The organism is Streptomyces sp. NPDC012835, assembly GCF_042900885.1.
Classification (GTDB): Bacteria; Actinomycetota; Actinomycetes; order Streptomycetales; family Streptomycetaceae; genus Streptomyces.
In genome coordinates, this window is the sequence record NZ_JBIBBW010000003.1 from 827238 (window position 1) to 842098 (window position 14861).

The following is a 14861-nucleotide window of genomic DNA, read 5'->3' on the forward strand; positions in this document are numbered from 1 at the left end:
GGGGACCCCCCGGGAACCCCGCGAGGCGCCGGCGAAGCCCCTTCCGGGGCGGTAAGGACCCCGCGAACGGCCCCCGCCGCGCAGCCCGTTCCCCGCGCCCCGCCGCGACCGTGGGACCGCTCAGACCCGCCGGCGCGACGCCTCGTACAGCACCACGCCCGCGGCGACCCCGGCGTTCAGCGACTCCGCGCCGCCCGGCATCGGGATGCGCACCCGGAAGTCGCAGGTCTCACCGACCAGCCGGGACAGGCCCTTGCCCTCGCTGCCGACGACGATCACGACCGGGCCGCCGAGCGCCGCCAGCTCGCCGACCTCGCTCTCGCCGTCCGCCGCGAGGCCGACCACGGTGAGTCCGGCCTTCTTGTACGCCTCCAGCGTGCGCGTGAGGTTCGTGCAGCGGGCGACCGGGGTACGGGCCGCCGCGCCCGCCGAGGACTTCCAGGCACCGGCCGTCATCCCGGCGGCGCGCCGCTCCGGTACGACGACGCCGTGGCCGCCGAAGGCCGAGACGGAACGCACGACCGCGCCGAGGTTGCGCGGGTCGGTGACACCGTCCAGCGCGACGATCAGCGGGTCCTCGCCCTCGTCGAACGCGGCGGCGGCGAGGTCGTCGGGGTGCGCGTACTCGTACGCCGGGACCTGGAGGACGAGACCCTGGTGGTTCAGGCCGTTCGTCATCCGGTCCAGCTCGGGCTTGGGGGCCTCCATCAGGTGGATGCCGCCGCGGTCGGCCGCGAGCTGGAGCGCCTCGCGCACCCGCTCGTCGTTGTCGATGAACTGCTGTACGTAGAGGGTCGAGGCGGGCACGCCGTCGCGCAGCGCCTCGAACACCGGGTTGCGGCCGACGACCATCTCGCTGGTGCCCTTGCCGCCGCGCCGGGCGACCTGGCGCCGCGCGGTCTGCTTGGCCTTGGCGTTGGCGACGCGGTTCTGGACATGGCCCTTGCGCGCGGAGGCGGGCGGGGTCGGGCCCTTGCCCTCCAGCCCGCGGCGTCGCTTGCCACCGCTGCCGACCTGCGCGCCCTTCTTGTTGGACGTGCGGCGGTTCCTGCGCTGGCTGTTCCCGGCCATGACCTACCTGTTTCGTTGCTTCAGACGTGTGTGCGTACGTGTGTGCGTACCTGCGTGCGTGCGTATGTGCGTGCGCGGCGTCGAGATTCATGTGCCAGCGTACGCAAGTGTGCCGCCCGGTGGACCGGGCGGCACCTGTGCCCGACTCAGCGCGGTCCGAGGGTCCAGCGGGGACCGGCGGGACCGTCCTCGATGACCAGTCCGGTCTGCTGGAGCTGATCCCTGATGGCGTCCGCCGTGGCCCAGTCCTTGCGGCCGCGCGCGGCCTCGCGCTGTTCGAGTACGAGCCGTACGAGGGTGTCGACCACACCGTGCAGATCGTCGCCGCGGTCGCCGTCACCCGACCAGTGCGGGTCGAGCGGGTCCAGGCCGAGGACGCCGAGCATGGCCCGCACCTCGGCGAGCCGGGCGACGGCGGTCTCCTTGTCGTCGGCGGCGAGCGCGGAGTTGCCCTGCCGGACGGCGGTGTGGATGATCGCGAGCGCCTGCGGGACGCCCAGGTCGTCGTCCATCGCCTCGGCGAAGGCGGGCGGCACCTCGTCGGCCGGCTCGACCACGCCCCCGGCTTTCTCCACGACCCGCTGCACGAAGCCCTCGATGCGCGCGAACGCCGACTCGGCCTCGCGCAGGGCCTCCTCGCTGTACTCGATCATCGAACGGTAGTGCGGGGTGCCCAGGTAGTAGCGCAGCACGACGGGCCGCCACTGCTTGACCATCTCGGAGACCAGCACCGAGTTGCCCAGCGACTTGGACATCTTCTCGCCGCTCATGGTGACCCAGGCGTTGTGCACCCAGTACCGCGCGAACTCGTCGCCGTACGCCTTCGCCTGCGCGATCTCGTTCTCGTGGTGCGGGAAGATCAGGTCGAGACCGCCGCCGTGGATGTCGAAGGCGGAGCCCAGGTACTTGTGGGCCATCGCCGAGCACTCCAGGTGCCAGCCGGGCCGGCCGCGTCCCCAGGGCGTCTCCCACGACGGCTCGCCGGGCTTGGCGGCCTTCCACATCGCGAAGTCCCGCTGGTCGCGCTTGCCGGTCTCGCCCTCGCCCGAGGGCTGGCGCAGATCGTCCAGCTCCTGGTTGGACAGCTCCAGGTAGCCGGGGAACGAGCGGACGTCGAAGTAGACGTTGCCGTCGGCCTCGTAGGCGTGGCCGCGCTCGATCAGGCCGCGCATCATCTCGATCATCTCGGGGATGTGGCCGGTGGCGCGCGGCTCGTAGCTGGGGGGCAGGCAGCCCAGCACGTCGTAGCCCGCGTTGAAGGCCCGCTCGTTCTCGTAGCCGATGGACCACCAGGGGCGGCCCTGGTCTGCGGACTTCGCGATGATCTTGTCGTCGATGTCCGTGACGTTGCGGATGAACGTCACGTCGTAGCCGCGGTACGCGAACCAGCGGCGCATGATGTCGAAGTTCAGCCCCGACCTGATGTGGCCGATGTGCGGAGCGGCCTGCACGGTGGCGCCGCACAGGTAGATCGAGACACAGCCCGGGATCAGCGGGGTGAAGTCACGGATCTGCCGGGCGCCGGTGTCGTACAGCCGAATAGTCACGCAACCAGGGTAGTGCGCCCGGGGCAGTGCCCCGGGCTTCTTTGGGTCGCTTTTGGGCCTCGGAGACGCCGAAGCGTGACATACGTACCGGCCGGGCGCCCGATCCGGCCGGTGCGCAGGGCCTGACCCGGTGCGTACGGCCGGCCCTCAGAGGCGGCCGACGACCTTCCGGGCGGAGATCCGGACGACGACGCGCTCGGCGTCCTGGCCGGAGTCCGGGTTGAAGTCCGCGTACTCCTTGCCCGTGTACTTGCGGGACAGCTCGTCGATCAGCTCCTGGCCGCCCTCGGTGGTGAGGGTCGCGGTGCCGCGGATCTCCGCGTACAGGTACGGGTCGTCGGCGGGCTGCACCACGACGGTCACCCGGGGATCGCGGCGCAGGTTCTTCTCCTTGCGGCGGTCGACCGTGGTGGAGATCAGCAGGTCGTCCCCGTCCCGCTTCACCCACACGGGTGAAACCTGGGGGCTTCCGTCCGGCTGGATGGTGGCGATGCTGACGAAGACGGGCTGGTCGAGCACCTTCTTGAGTGCGTCGGAGAGAGCGGCTGCCATGGGGGTGCCTTCCTGGTGTCTGGACCGGCGGGGGCGGCCGGGCCGGTGGACCACTGCCGTGGGGGCTACCCGACGATGGTCTCTCGGCCCGGCCGGTCCCGCAGGTGTTCCGCTCCGGTCGGCCGCCGGTCCACCCGGTCCCGGCGCGCTGTCCCGGCGCGCTGTCCCGGCGGCGCTGTCCCGGCGCGCGGGGCGCTCAGCCGGTGCGTACCACCAGCGCCGTGGCCGTCGCCGCCAGTCCTTCGCCGCGCCCGGTGAAGCCGAGCCCGTCGGAGGTGGCAGCGGAGACGGCGACGGGCGCGCCCACCGCCTCGGAGAGCACCTTCTGTGCCTCTTCCCTGCGCTTGCCGATCTTGGGCCGCACCCCGACGACCTGGACGGCGACATTGCCGATCGTGAAGCCCGCCTCCCGGACGATCCGTGCCGCCTCTGTAAGGAGGGTGACGCCGGAGGCCCCCGACCACTGGGGGCGGCCGGTGCCGAAGTGGGCGCCGAGATCGCCGAGCCCGGCGGCGGAGAACAGCGCGTTGCAGGCCGCGTGCGCGACCACGTCCGCGTCGGAGTGCCCGGCGAGACCGGGCCCCTCGCCCTCCCAGAGCAGCCCCGCGCACCACAGCTCGCGGCCCTCCTCGAAGGCGTGGATGTCGGTCCCGATACCGACCCGCGGCAGCACGGCGGCCGCGGGCCGGTCGGCCCGCGGGCTGTCGGCCGGCGTCACGGCCCGCGGGCTGTCGGCCGGCGTCGGAGGCGTTTCGGACGGCGTCACGGGCGGGGTCGGGTCAGAAGCCATCGTTGGCCCTCCTTCGGGCGAGCACTGCCTCGGCCAGCACCAGATCCAGCGGCCTGGTCACCTTGAACGCCTCCTCGTGGCCCGGCACGATCACGACGGGCGTGCCGAGCCGCTCGACCATCCCGGCGCAGTCGGTGGCGCCCTCGCCCACGCCCGGTACCGTCCGGTGGGCCCGCTGGAGCGTCGCGCGGTCGAACCCCTGCGGGGTCTGTACGGCACGCAGCAGGGCGCGCTCGGGGGTCGCGACGACCGGCTCGGGCTCGCCCTTCTCCCGTGGCTCGACCTGTTTGACGGTGTCGGCGAGCGGCAGCGCCGGCACGACCGCCGGCGCTCCTTCGTGTACGGCTTCGACGACCGCGTCCACGGTCTCGACGGGCACCAGCGGCCGGGCCGCGTCATGGACGAGGACGGCCGTGACGTCCGCGGGCAGGGCCTCGACGCCGAGCCGTACGGACTCCTGACGGGTCTCGCCGCCCGGGACGACGAGGTAGTCGGTGCGCTCGGGCAGCGCGTGGTCGTCCAGGAGGTTCTTGACCCCGGCCGCTCCGTCGGGCGGGGCGACCACGACGACCAGCGAGACGGCGCGCGAGGCGGCCATCGCGCGGACGGCGTGGATCAGCATCGGGGTGCCGCCCAGGGAACGGAGGGCTTTCGGAGCGCCCGGACCGAGCCGTACGCCCTTGCCCGCGGCGGGGATCACCGCGGCGGTGCGGTGCGGGCTGGCTTCCTCTGACATCGCTTTGTACTCCGGCAGGTTTGTTTCCTCGGCCGACGTGGGTATGGCCTCAGCGTGTCGGCGCGACGCCTTGACCGGACCCTTCCGTGATGGTCGAGAGCGGGGTGTGGGCATACGGACATGCCGCAGCGCCCGGCGACGCAGCTCTTTCCTGGTAGCTGGTCAGCGGGCACCGCGGCATTCACTGCTGCACTGCGCTTTGCTGCTGCACTGCGACATACGCGCTGCTGGAGGGGCAGCGGTCATGATTCAGGACGCGAGGACCTCGTCGAGCAGAGCCTCGGCCTTGTCTTCATTCGTGTTCTCCGCGAGGGCCAGCTCGCTGACGAGAATCTGCCGCGCCTTGGCGAGCATGCGCTTCTCACCTGCGGAGAGTCCGCGCTCGCGCTCCCGGCGCCAGAGGTCACGCACCACTTCAGCGACCTTGATGACGTCGCCGGAGGCGAGCTTTTCGAGGTTTGCCTTGTAGCGCCGGGACCAGTTCGTCGGCTCCTCGGCGTACGGCGCCCTGAGCACCTCGAAGACCCGGTCGAGTCCGTCCTGACCGACCACATCGCGCACGCCGACGAACTCCGCATTGTCCGCCGGTACACGCACCGTCAAGTCGCCCTGGGCGACCTTGAGCACCAAGTAGGTCTTGTCCACGCCTTTGATCTGGCGAGTTTCGATGGCCTCGATCAGCGCGGCCCCGTGATGGGGATAGACCACGGTGTCGCCAACCTTGAACGTCATGTGACAGGTACCCCTTCCGTGGCTATCCAGGATAACACGAGAATGACCGCTTCTGAATGGCGTTTTCGCAGGTCAGGCCGCATCTCGGGGCTTGACAACAGAGCCGGGAACGTGCTGCGGACGACTTCCGGAACGAGGTATTCGCAGGTCGGAGCGGCTGCGCGGGGGCGCGGAAACCCACGCGTCACGGAGCGCGAGAACCTTCCGAGAGAGGGTGAACGTCCCGATTTGCCGGTTTCCGAACGCCGAAGATCCCGTACTCCGTTCGGATGTCGGTCACCCGTACGAACGGAAGCGTGGCGGAAGTACTGCGGAAGTGGGAGGGATTCCGAATTCGATCACTACGGCGCGCACCACGGTATTCGTAAGGAATCCACGATGTCCGAGGAATTGATCAACAGGTTTATGTAACAGGCGCGTGAAACGCGGACGGACGGCAGCGGTACGGGAGACCGGCCGTACTCGAACCACGAGCGGGGACGGCGGGCGGACGGGGTCCGGGGCAGGTCCGGTGCCGGTCGGGGGCGGGTCGGGTGCGGGGCGGCGGGGGCGGCTCGGTAACCTGAAGGCCGCTGACGGCACCTTCAAGTACGTTCCGAGGTTCGCAGCGAGTCCTGAGCCCCTCCGTCCGTACGTCCTAGGAGTTGCCGCCGCCGTGAGCCGCAGCCTTCGACGCGGCGCCCTCGCCGCTACTGCCCTCGTGTTCTCGCTTGCCTCGCTGACCGCGTGCGGCGCCGGCACGAACGCGCAGACCCTCGGCGTCAAGCCGGACAGCGCCGCCACTTCCGTGGGCGACATCACCATCCAGAACGCGACGGTGGTCACCCAGCCGCAGGCCAACTCCCAGGGGCCGGCCGCTCTCACCGGCACCGTCTTCAACAAGGGCAAGAAGGCGCAGACCCTCGACTCGGTCAAGCTGCCGGGCACCGACGCCACGGTGAAGCTCGTGGCAGCCAAGGGGTCGGGGCCCATCGAGATCCCGTCGCTCGGCTCCGTCCAGCTCGGCGGCCGGGGCAACGCCTCCGCCGTGATCGACAAGGGCCGTGAGGCCACGAAGGACGGGGACGCGCAGCAGGTCGTGTTCTCGTTCAGCGAGACGGGCGAGGTCGGTCTGCGGGCCCTGGTCTACCCGTCGGACGGCTACTTCAAGGACGTCGGCCCGAGCGCCGGGGCCACCCCGTCCGCCGGCACCTCGGCCAAGCCCGGCTCGACGGGGAGCCCTTCGGACAAGGCGTCCGACAAGGCGTCGGACACCCCGGCGGACGAAGCGGACGGCGACACCTCGGAGACGGCCGGCGACGACGCGTCCGGCGCCTCCCACTGACATCGCGCACGCTTAGGGGGCGGGAACCGAACGGTTCCCGCCCTGCGCGTTCCCGCGGCCCGCTCCGTACGGCTGCGGTCTACGGCTCGAACTTGTAGCCCAGCCCCCGCACCGTCACCAGATACCTCGGCGCGCCCGGGTCGGGCTCGATCTTGGCGCGCAGGCGCTTGACGTGCACGTCGAGGGTCTTGGTGTCCCCCACGTAGTCCGCGCCCCAGACGCGGTCGATCAGCTGCATCCGGGTCAGCACCCGGCCCGCGTTGCGCAGGAGCATCTCCAGCAGGTCGAACTCCTTGAGGGGCAGATCGACCTTGCCGCCGGAGACCGTGACGACATGGCGGTCCACGTCCATCCGGACCGGACCGGCCTCCAGGGCCGCGGGCGTGACCTCCTCCGGCTCGCCGCGGCGGCGCAGGACCGCGCGGATCCGCGCGACCAGCTCACGTGAGGAGAAGGGCTTGGTCACATAGTCGTCGGCTCCTATCTCCAGGCCGACGACCTTGTCGATCTCGCTGTCCTTGGCGGTCACCATGATCACCGGGACATTGGACCTGCCGCGCAGCTGACGGCAGACCTCGGTGCCCGGCAGGCCGGGCAGCATCAGGTCGAGGAGGACGAGGTCGGCGCCATTGCGTTCGAACTCGTCGAGCCCCGCGGGCCCGGTGGTCGCGATGGCGACCTCGAAGCCCTCTTTGCGGAGCATGTAGGACAGGGCGTCGCTGAAGGATTCCTCATCCTCGACGACGAGCACTCTGGTCACGGAAGGACCTCCGGGGCAGGAATCACGGTCGGGGGAGCCAGCCGAAGGCTGGGGTCTGTCGGATCGGGGTCGGCGGCGAGGTCGGGGCCGTGGTCGTGTTCGTCCGGGCCGGTTTTCGTACGCTCCCGTGCGGCGCCGGCTTCGGGCAGCCGCAGGGTGAAGGTGGAGCCCTGGCCCTCGGAGCTCCATACGGTGACCTCCCCGCCGTGCGAGGCGGCCACGTGCTTGACGATGGCGAGGCCCAGCCCCGTACCGCCGGTGGCCCGGGAGCGGGCCGGGTCCACCCGGTAGAACCGTTCGAAGATCCGCTCGCGGTCCTTCTCCGAGATGCCTATGCCCTGGTCGGTCACGGCTATCTCGATCAGGTCCCCGCCGGAGGCGGAGACACGGTGTACGGCGATACCCACGCGCGTACGGGCCGGGGAGTAGTTGACGGCGTTCTCGACGAGATTGCCGAGGGCTCCGGCGAGCTGGCTGCGGCTGCCCCAGACGTGGAGGCCGGTGGTGCCGCCGGAGGCCATGTTGATCTGTTTCGTGGACGCGGGCTGCCGGGAGCGGTCGATGGCCTCGGCGACCAGCTCGTCCACCGGGACGGACTCGGAGTCCTCCAGCGGGTCGTCGTTCTGCACCCGGGAGAGGTCGATCAGCTCCTGTACGAGGTTGGTCAGCCGGGTCGCCTCGATCTGCATCCGGCCGGCGAAGCGGGTGACCGCCTCGGGGTCGTCCGAGGCGTCCATGACGGCCTCGGAGAGCAGGGAGAGCGCCCCGGTGGGCGTCTTCAGCTCATGGCTGACGTTGGCCACGAAGTCGCGTCGTACCGCTTCGATACGGCGTGCCTCCGTGAGGTCCTCGACCAGGAGCAGGACGAGGCGGGAGCCGAGCGGGGCGACCCGGGCCGAGACGGCGAGCGCCTCGCCCCTGCCCGTACCGCGCCGGGGCAGATCCAGCTCCACCTGCCGTATCTCCCCGTCCCTGCGGGTGTCGCGGGCCATGTGGAGCATCGCCTCCACGGCCAGCTTCCCGCCCCTGACCAGGCCCAGGGCGTACGCCGCCGAGCTGGCCTTGACCACGGAGTCGCTCTCATCGAGGACGACCGCTGAGGAGCGGAGCACCGAGAGCACGGTGTCGACGCCCGGGGGCAGTACGGCGTCCGTGTGCAGCGAGGTGCGGGTGGGCCTCGCCTGGTCGCGTTCGCTCCAGCGAAACGCCAGCATGGCGATCACGCCGGTGCACACCCCGGCGATCGCTGCCAATGCGGCGACCGCCGCGTTCACGTCCATGTGTCCAGGTTATGCGCGGCCACCGACACTCTCCCAGCCATCCGGGTGCGTCCTCGAACACTCGTCGCCCAGAGTTCACCGAGGAGAAAGTACCGGTTCACTTGGGGTGGAGCATCCGGACTTGTGACGGGGACAACGTGAGAGCGTGGGGCTCCCGGCCCCCAGGCAGGAACGTGACAAGAGAGGGCAAACCCCATGCGGGACGCGTACCACGAGGAACTGGACTCGATAGGCGAGGACCTGGTCGAGATGGCCCGGCTGGTCGGTTCCGCCATCGGCCGCGCCACCACGGCCATGCTCGACGCCGATCTGAAGCTCGCCGAGAGCGTGATCGCCGGCGACCAGAAGGTCGACGACCTCCAGCACGACCTGGAGGCCAGGGCGATCGCCCTGCTGGCCCGCCAGCAGCCGGTGGCGACGGATCTGCGGATCGTGGTCACGTCGCTGCGGATGAGCGCCGACCTGGAACGCGCGGGCGACCTCGCGCAGCATGTCGCCAAGCAGGCCAGGCTCCGCTTCCCGCAGTCGCCCGTGCCGCACGACCTGCACACGACGCTGCTGGAGATGGGGCAGCTGGCGCAGCGCCTGATGGCGAAGGCGGCCGAGGTCATCATCACCAAGGACGTCGAGCTGGCGCTCCAGCTGGAGCAGGACGACGACGAGATGGACCTGCTGCACCGCACGCTCTTCCAGCACCTGATGGACGACCGCTGGAAGCACGGCATCGAGACAGCCGTGGACGTGACGCTGCTGGGCCGCTATTACGAGCGGTTCGCGGACCACGCGGTGTCGGTCGCCAAGCGGGTCGTCTATCTGGTGACGGGCGAGCACGCGGACGAGATCCAGCAGGTGGAGGCGCCGGTCGAGGGCGCGTGACGGTCTGCGGAGGGCGCGCGACGGCGGTCGGGCGCCGGAAGCGTATGGCGGTGCTTGCTCGTATGCGCCGTTGATGCGCCCGGCCGGGCGGGCGTGCAATGGAGGGAGGCGACATCCGTGCACGCCTTTGAGGAGGATCAGCTCATGACCGACTCCCCCACCACGACCGACCCCCGCTCGGAAGCCCCCGGCTCCCCGGCGTACCTGCCCGTCCTCGGCGCCTGCGGCTGCGGCTCGGGCTGCGGCTGCGGCTGCCAGTCGGGCGGCTCCTGCCAGTGCGGTGGCGGCTGCGGCTGACCGTACGCGCGCGCGGCGGGACCGTACGCGTAGGCGAAGGGCCCCGTCCGCCGGAACGTGCTTCCGGCGGACGGGGCCCTTACGCGGTCGGCTACTTCTTGCCCTGGTTCTTCACGGCCTCGATGGCGGCGGCGGCCGCGTCCGCGTCCAGGTACGTGCCGCCGGGCGTGACCGGGCGGAAGTCGGCGTCGAGTTCGTAGACGAGCGGGATGCCGGTCGGGATGTTCAGACCGGCGATGTCCGCGTCGGAGATCCCGTCGAGGTGCTTGACCAGCGCGCGCAGGCTGTTGCCGTGGGCGGCGACCAGGACCGTACGGCCGGCGATCAGGTCGGGGACGATCGAGTCGTACCAGTACGGCAGCATCCGCTCGACGACGTCCTTGAGGCACTCGGTCCTCGGGCGGATGTCGCTGGGGATCGTGGCGTAGCGGGGGTCGTCGCTCTGCGAGAACTCGGCGCCGTCCTCCAGCGCGGGCGGCGGGGTGTCGTACGAACGGCGCCAGAGCATGAACTGCTCCTCGCCGAACTCCGCGAGCGTCTGGGCCTTGTCCTTGCCCTGGAGCGCGCCGTAGTGGCGCTCGTTCAGGCGCCAGGAGCGCTGGACGGGGATCCAGTGCCGGTCGGCGGACTCCAGCGCGAGCTGCGCGGTGCGGATGGCGCGCTTCTGGAGGGAGGTGTGGAGGACATCGGGCAGCAGACCGGCGTCCTTGAGCAGCTCACCGCCCCGCACTGCCTCCTTCTCGCCCTTGTCCGTGAGATTGACGTCCACCCAGCCGGTGAACAGGTTCTTCGCGTTCCATTCGCTCTCGCCGTGGCGGAGGAGGATCAGCTTGTACGGTGCGTCGGCCATGGCCCCGAGCCTAATGGAAACCCTTTGGGCGGCGGCGGGCCCGTCCGCCTTCCCGGGAGGCCGGCCGGACCGTTGACCGGTGCCGTCAATCGGGTGGCGGCGGCCGGGCACCCCTGCGTAAGTTTCGACCGTCCGTTCGACCACTTACCGCAGCTGTCCGCCAGGGGGAACACGCATGTCCGTCGCCTCGTCGGTCCTCGCCACGCGGCGTGCGGTGCGGGAGAGCGTGTCGGGGCTGCCCCGGGCGTTCTGGTGGCTGTGGGCGAGCACGCTCGTCAACCGGCTCGGGGCGTTCGTCGCCACTTTCATGGCGCTCTACCTCACCCTCGACCGGGGTTACTCCGCCTCGTACGCCGGGCTGGTGGCCTCGCTCCACGGGCTGGGCGGGGTCATCTCGTCCCTGGTCGCCGGGGTGCTCACGGACCGGCTCGGACGGCGGCCCACGCTGTTGGTCGCGCAGACCTCGACGGCCGCTTCGGTCGCGCTGCTGGGGTTCATGCGGGAGCCGGTGGCGATCGCGGCGGTGGCGTTCCTGGTGGGGATGGCGTCCAGCGCGTCGCGGCCGGCCGTGCAGGCGATGATGGCCGACATCGTGAAGCCGGCCGACCGGGTGCGGGCCTTCTCGCTCAACTACTGGGCGATCAACCTGGGTTTCGCGGTCTCGTCGGTGGGCGCCGGCTTCATCGCGCAGTACAGCTATCTCGCGGGCTTCCTGGGCGAGGCCGTCATGACGCTCGCCTGCGCGGTCCTGGTCTTCCTGAAGCTGCCGGAGTCCCGGCCGGAGCAGGTGCCGGTCGCGGCGGGGAGGCCGGCGGCGGCGGTCGGGATGCGCACGGTCCTGCGCGACCGGCGCTTCATGAGCCTCGTCGGGCTGTCGTTCGTCGTGGCGCTGATCTTCCAGCAGGGGTACGTGGGGCTGCCGGTGGCGATGGGGGCGGACGGATTCGACAGCGCCGACTTCGGGGCGGCCATCGCGGTGAACGGTGTGCTGATCGTGGTGATGCAGATCCCGGTCACCCGTCTCATCCAGCACCGCGATCCGCGACGGCTGCTGATCGTCTCCTCGCTGTTCGCGGGGTACGGCTTCGGGTTGACGGCGTTCGCCGGGTCGATCGCCCTCTACGCGCTGACCGTCTGCGTGTGGACCCTGGCCGAGATCGTCAACGCCCCCACCGAGGCCGGGCTGGTGGTGCGGCTCTCCCCGGTGCACGGCAGGGGCCGTTACCAGGGCATGTACACGACGTCCTGGTCGGTGGCGGCCCTGGTCGCCCCGCTGATGTCGGGCTTCGTCCTCGACCACTACGGCGCGGACTGGCTGTGGGGCGCCTGCGCGGTGCTGGGGACGGCGGCGGCGCTGGGGTACTGGCTGCTGATGCGGGGGCTGTCGGGGTGCGAAACGGATGCGGGGGCGGAGGCGGGGGCGGAGGCGGAAACGGGGTCGGGGTCGGGGTCGGGGTCGGGGTCGGGGTCGGGGTCGGGGTCGGGGTCGGGGTCGGGGTCGGGGGATGGTCCGGTACCGGTTCGGGGTCCGGCGCGGTTGCCCGCTCCCCGCGAGGTTCCGGGGCCCGTGGAGGCCGCGGGCCCCGCTGCCGCGCCGGCGCCCTGAGACGTCACCTCACCTCGCGGACCGCCGCCACTGTGCCCGGGGGCCCGCGCGGCGGCCCCGGGCCCTACGCGGGCCGCGTCAGATGCGCGAAGGCGTCCAGGTTCCGGGTGGACTCGCCGCGCGACACCCGCCACGCGTACTCCTTGCGGATCGCGCTCGCGAACCCCAGCTCCAGCAGCGTGTTGAAGGAGCCGTCCGCCGCTTCCAGCACCGCTCCCAGCAGCCGGTCGATCTCGTCCTCCGTGACCGCCGCCAGCGGGACCTTGCCGGTGAGATAGATGTCGCCGAGCCGGTCGACCGCGTAACCCACCCCGTACAGCCTGAGGTTGCGCTCCAGCAGCCAGCGGTGGACGCCCTCGGCGTTCTCGTCGGGGTGGCGGATGACGAAGGCGTTGAGGGAGAGCGCGTGCCGGCCGACGCGCAGGGAGCAGGTCGTCGCGAGCTTGCGGATGCCGGGGAGGGTGACCACGTACGCGCCGGGTTCGGGGCTCTCCCAGGCCAGTTCGGCGCCTTTCAGCGTCTCCTCGATGATCCGCGCGGTCCGCTGTACGACGTCGACGTCAGCCATGGTGCGAGCCTACGGCAGGACGGCGGTGCCGACACGGGCGGCGGTGGCGGCCGGACCGGTGGTGGCGGGGGCGGCCGGACCGGCGGTGGCGGGGCAGCGGGTGCGGGTGGCGGGTAGCGGCCGGACCGGCGGGTGGCGGGTGGCGGCCGGACCGGCGGGTGGCGGGTGGCGGCCGGACCGGCGGGTGGCGGGTGGCGGCCGGACCGGTGGGTGGCGGGGGGGGGCGGTACCCGCCGCCCTCAGCGCGTCGTACGGCCCCGGCGCCGGTGGTCGTACAGCGCCGCCTGGTAGACGTCCGCCGTGGCCGCCGCCGCCGTGGCCCAGCCGAAGCCGCGCGCGTGCTCCGCCGCGGCGGCGCCCATCCGGTCGACCAGTTCCGGGTGGTCGAGGAAGCGGCGCAGCGCCCGCGCGTACGCGGCCGGTTCGTGGCCGGGTACGAGGAAGCCCGTCACCCCGTCCCGTACCGCCACCGGCAGCCCGCCCACCGCCGCCGCGACCACCGGGGTGCCCGCCGCCTGGGCCTCGATGGCGACCAGGCCGAAGGACTCGCTGTACGAGGGCATCACCAGCACCGAGGCCGCCCGGAACCAGTCGGCCAGCCGCTCCTGGCCGACCGGCGGCCGGAACCGTACGACATCCGCGATCCCCAGCCGCGCCGCCAGCTTCTGGAGGCCCTCCGGCTTCGCGAGACCGCTGCCGCTCGGGCCGCCGACGACCGGCACGACCAGCCTCGTACGCAGCGAGGGGTCCTCGTCCAGGAGCACGGCCACGGCGCGCAGCAGCACGTCGGGCGCCTTCAGCGGCTGGATGCGGCCCGCGAAGAGGGGGATGAAGGCGTCCGGCGGCAGCCCCAGCCGGGCGCGGGCGGCGGCGCGGCCGTCGCCGGGACGGAAACACTCCAGGTTCACTCCGGGGTGGACGACGGCCGGCTTCGCGGGGTCGGCGTCGTAGAAGCGGACGAGTTCGTCGGCCTCCTCCGCCGTGTTCGCGATCAGCCGGTCGGCGGCGCGCACGATCTGGGTCTCGCCGATGACCCGGGCCGCGGGCTCGGGCTTGTCGCCCGTCGCCAGCGCGGCGTTCTTGACCTTGGCCATGGTGTGCATGGCGTGCACGAGCGGAACGCCCCAGCGTTCGGAGGCGAGCCAGCCGACATGTCCGGAGAGCCAGTAGTGGGAGTGGACGAGGTCGTAGTAGCCGGGGCGCTGGCCGGCCCACGCCTGCATCACCCCGTGGGTGAAGGCGCACAGCTGCGCGGGCAGTTCCTCCTTGTCCAGACCCTCGTAGGGTCCGGCGTCCACATGCCGTACGAGCACACCGGGGGCCAGCTCCACGGCGGGGGCCAGGCCGCCCGTGGTGGCCCGGGTGAAGATCTCCACCTCGATGTCGATGGCGGCGAGCCGTTTGGCCAGCTCGACGATATAGACGTTCATACCGCCCGCGTCGCCCGTGCCCGGCTGGTGCAGCGGGGAGGTGTGGACGCTGAGCATGGCGATCCGGCGGGGCTTGCGGTACTGGCCGGGGCGCCTGAGACGGGGCGGCCCCACGAACGTGCCGGCGATGCGGGACACGTACTGGCTCACGTCCGCTGTCCTCTCGCTCGGGACCCGCGATCCGGGGACGGGTCGGCGGATCGGGAACAGGTCGACGGGTCCGGGAGCACGTCGACGGGAGGGGTGTCACGCCCTCTCCGAAGGGCGAGAACAGCGGAACGCACCCCTTCATTTCCGTTTTGCCAAAACGTTACTGTTGGTGGCTCAACCGTCACCCGGACCGTGGGTTCCGGTGTCCGCCGCCCGGCCGCCGGGCGGTTGCCGGGCGGACGTCGCCGGTCGCCCGTCGCCGTGCGCCGGTCGCCGGTCGCGGGCTGCCGGT

15 protein-coding genes are annotated in these 14861 nt (G+C 71.6%); 4 read left to right on the forward strand and 11 right to left on the reverse strand.

What is annotated here, in order from left to right; genetic code table 11:
* Positions 1-120: 120 nt before the first annotated feature.
* From rlmB to ACFY6S_RS16920, 6 genes are all read right to left on the reverse strand, one after another.
* Complete coding sequence (gene rlmB, locus ACFY6S_RS16895; protein WP_388817071.1) at positions 121-1071, reverse strand: 23S rRNA (guanosine(2251)-2'-O)-methyltransferase RlmB; 951 nt, start codon at positions 1069-1071, stop codon at positions 121-123.
* Positions 1072-1217: 146 nt separating this feature from the next.
* The gene (gene cysS, locus ACFY6S_RS16900; RefSeq protein WP_388817074.1) at positions 1218-2618 is read right to left on the reverse strand and encodes a cysteine--tRNA ligase; all 1401 of its coding nucleotides are present in this window, start codon (positions 2616-2618) and stop codon (positions 1218-1220) included.
* Between the two features lie 147 nt (positions 2619-2765).
* Positions 2766-3170 carry a PPOX class F420-dependent oxidoreductase gene (locus tag ACFY6S_RS16905; RefSeq protein ID WP_388817077.1) on the reverse strand — a complete coding sequence of 135 codons (405 nt, stop codon included), beginning with the start codon at positions 3168-3170 and terminating at the stop codon, positions 2766-2768.
* Between the two features lie 196 nt (positions 3171-3366).
* Positions 3367-3960, reverse strand: a complete 594-nt coding sequence (gene ispF / locus ACFY6S_RS16910; RefSeq protein WP_388817080.1) for a 2-C-methyl-D-erythritol 2,4-cyclodiphosphate synthase — start codon at positions 3958-3960, stop codon at positions 3367-3369.
* Positions 3950-4696 carry a 2-C-methyl-D-erythritol 4-phosphate cytidylyltransferase gene (ispD, locus tag ACFY6S_RS16915; RefSeq protein WP_388817083.1) on the reverse strand — a complete coding sequence of 249 codons (747 nt, stop codon included), beginning with the start codon at positions 4694-4696 and terminating at the stop codon, positions 3950-3952. Before ispD ends, ispF begins: the two co-directional genes overlap by 11 nt.
* A 249-nt stretch (positions 4697-4945) precedes the next feature.
* The gene (locus tag ACFY6S_RS16920) at positions 4946-5428 is read right to left on the reverse strand and encodes a CarD family transcriptional regulator (protein ID WP_003953493.1); all 483 of its coding nucleotides are present in this window, start codon (positions 5426-5428) and stop codon (positions 4946-4948) included.
* A 655-nt stretch (positions 5429-6083) separates the two neighbouring features.
* On the opposite strand from ACFY6S_RS16920, the gene ACFY6S_RS16925 reads away from it, so the two are divergent.
* Positions 6084-6752 carry a DUF461 domain-containing protein gene (locus ACFY6S_RS16925; protein WP_388817086.1) on the forward strand — a complete coding sequence of 223 codons (669 nt, stop codon included), beginning with the start codon at positions 6084-6086 and terminating at the stop codon, positions 6750-6752.
* A 79-nt stretch (positions 6753-6831) separates the two neighbouring features.
* Here ACFY6S_RS16925 and ACFY6S_RS16930 read toward each other — a convergent pair whose 3' ends face one another.
* The gene (locus ACFY6S_RS16930; RefSeq protein WP_046498012.1) at positions 6832-7512 is read right to left on the reverse strand and encodes a response regulator transcription factor; all 681 of its coding nucleotides are present in this window, start codon (positions 7510-7512) and stop codon (positions 6832-6834) included.
* Positions 7509-8792, reverse strand: coding sequence for a sensor histidine kinase (locus tag ACFY6S_RS16935; RefSeq protein ID WP_388817089.1), 1284 nt, complete (start codon positions 8790-8792; stop codon positions 7509-7511). Before ACFY6S_RS16935 ends, ACFY6S_RS16930 begins: the two co-directional genes overlap by 4 nt.
* Positions 8793-8987: 195 nt before the next feature.
* On the opposite strand from ACFY6S_RS16935, the gene phoU reads away from it, so the two are divergent.
* Together phoU and ACFY6S_RS16945 are read left to right on the forward strand one after the other, a co-directional pair.
* Positions 8988-9668 (forward strand): phosphate signaling complex protein PhoU, encoded by a 681-nt coding sequence (gene phoU, locus ACFY6S_RS16940; RefSeq protein ID WP_388817092.1) that lies wholly within the window; start codon positions 8988-8990, stop codon positions 9666-9668.
* Between the two features lie 144 nt (positions 9669-9812).
* Complete coding sequence (locus tag ACFY6S_RS16945; protein ID WP_388817095.1) at positions 9813-9965, forward strand: hypothetical protein; 153 nt, start codon at positions 9813-9815, stop codon at positions 9963-9965.
* A 91-nt stretch (positions 9966-10056) separates the two neighbouring features.
* On the opposite strand, the gene ACFY6S_RS16950 is transcribed toward ACFY6S_RS16945, so the two are convergent.
* Positions 10057-10815: a phosphoglyceromutase gene (locus ACFY6S_RS16950; protein ID WP_388817098.1), complete on the reverse strand. Its 759-nt coding sequence runs from the start codon at positions 10813-10815 to the stop codon at positions 10057-10059.
* Positions 10816-10990: 175 nt separating this feature from the next.
* On the opposite strand from ACFY6S_RS16950, the gene ACFY6S_RS16955 reads away from it, so the two are divergent.
* The gene (locus ACFY6S_RS16955; protein WP_388817101.1) at positions 10991-12421 is read left to right on the forward strand and encodes an MDR family MFS transporter; all 1431 of its coding nucleotides are present in this window, start codon (positions 10991-10993) and stop codon (positions 12419-12421) included.
* Between the two features lie 64 nt (positions 12422-12485).
* Here the strand turns inward: ACFY6S_RS16955 and ACFY6S_RS16960 are convergent, their stop codons facing one another.
* Positions 12486-12989 carry a YbjN domain-containing protein gene (locus tag ACFY6S_RS16960; RefSeq protein ID WP_388817104.1) on the reverse strand — a complete coding sequence of 168 codons (504 nt, stop codon included), beginning with the start codon at positions 12987-12989 and terminating at the stop codon, positions 12486-12488.
* Between the two features lie 239 nt (positions 12990-13228).
* Complete coding sequence (gene mshA, locus ACFY6S_RS16965; RefSeq protein ID WP_388817107.1) at positions 13229-14569, reverse strand: D-inositol-3-phosphate glycosyltransferase; 1341 nt, start codon at positions 14567-14569, stop codon at positions 13229-13231.
* Positions 14570-14861 lie beyond the last annotated feature (292 nt).

Coding starts and splice junctions, on each gene's coding strand:
- phoU (WP_388817092.1), top strand. CDS start 8,988: ATGCGGGACGCGTACCACGAGGAACTGGACTCGATAGGCGAGGACCTG.
- ACFY6S_RS16920 (WP_003953493.1), bottom strand. CDS start 5,428: ATGACGTTCAAGGTTGGCGACACCGTGGTCTATCCCCATCACGGGGCC.
- ispF (WP_388817080.1), bottom strand. CDS start 3,960: ATGGCTTCTGACCCGACCCCGCCCGTGACGCCGTCCGAAACGCCTCCG.
- ACFY6S_RS16960 (WP_388817104.1), bottom strand. CDS start 12,989: ATGGCTGACGTCGACGTCGTACAGCGGACCGCGCGGATCATCGAGGAG.
- ACFY6S_RS16955 (WP_388817101.1), top strand. CDS start 10,991: ATGTCCGTCGCCTCGTCGGTCCTCGCCACGCGGCGTGCGGTGCGGGAG.
- ACFY6S_RS16935 (WP_388817089.1), bottom strand. CDS start 8,792: ATGGACGTGAACGCGGCGGTCGCCGCATTGGCAGCGATCGCCGGGGTG.
- ispD (WP_388817083.1), bottom strand. CDS start 4,696: ATGTCAGAGGAAGCCAGCCCGCACCGCACCGCCGCGGTGATCCCCGCC.
- ACFY6S_RS16905 (WP_388817077.1), bottom strand. CDS start 3,170: ATGGCAGCCGCTCTCTCCGACGCACTCAAGAAGGTGCTCGACCAGCCC.
- ACFY6S_RS16945 (WP_388817095.1), top strand. CDS start 9,813: ATGACCGACTCCCCCACCACGACCGACCCCCGCTCGGAAGCCCCCGGC.
- ACFY6S_RS16950 (WP_388817098.1), bottom strand. CDS start 10,815: ATGGCCGACGCACCGTACAAGCTGATCCTCCTCCGCCACGGCGAGAGC.
- rlmB (WP_388817071.1), bottom strand. CDS start 1,071: ATGGCCGGGAACAGCCAGCGCAGGAACCGCCGCACGTCCAACAAGAAG.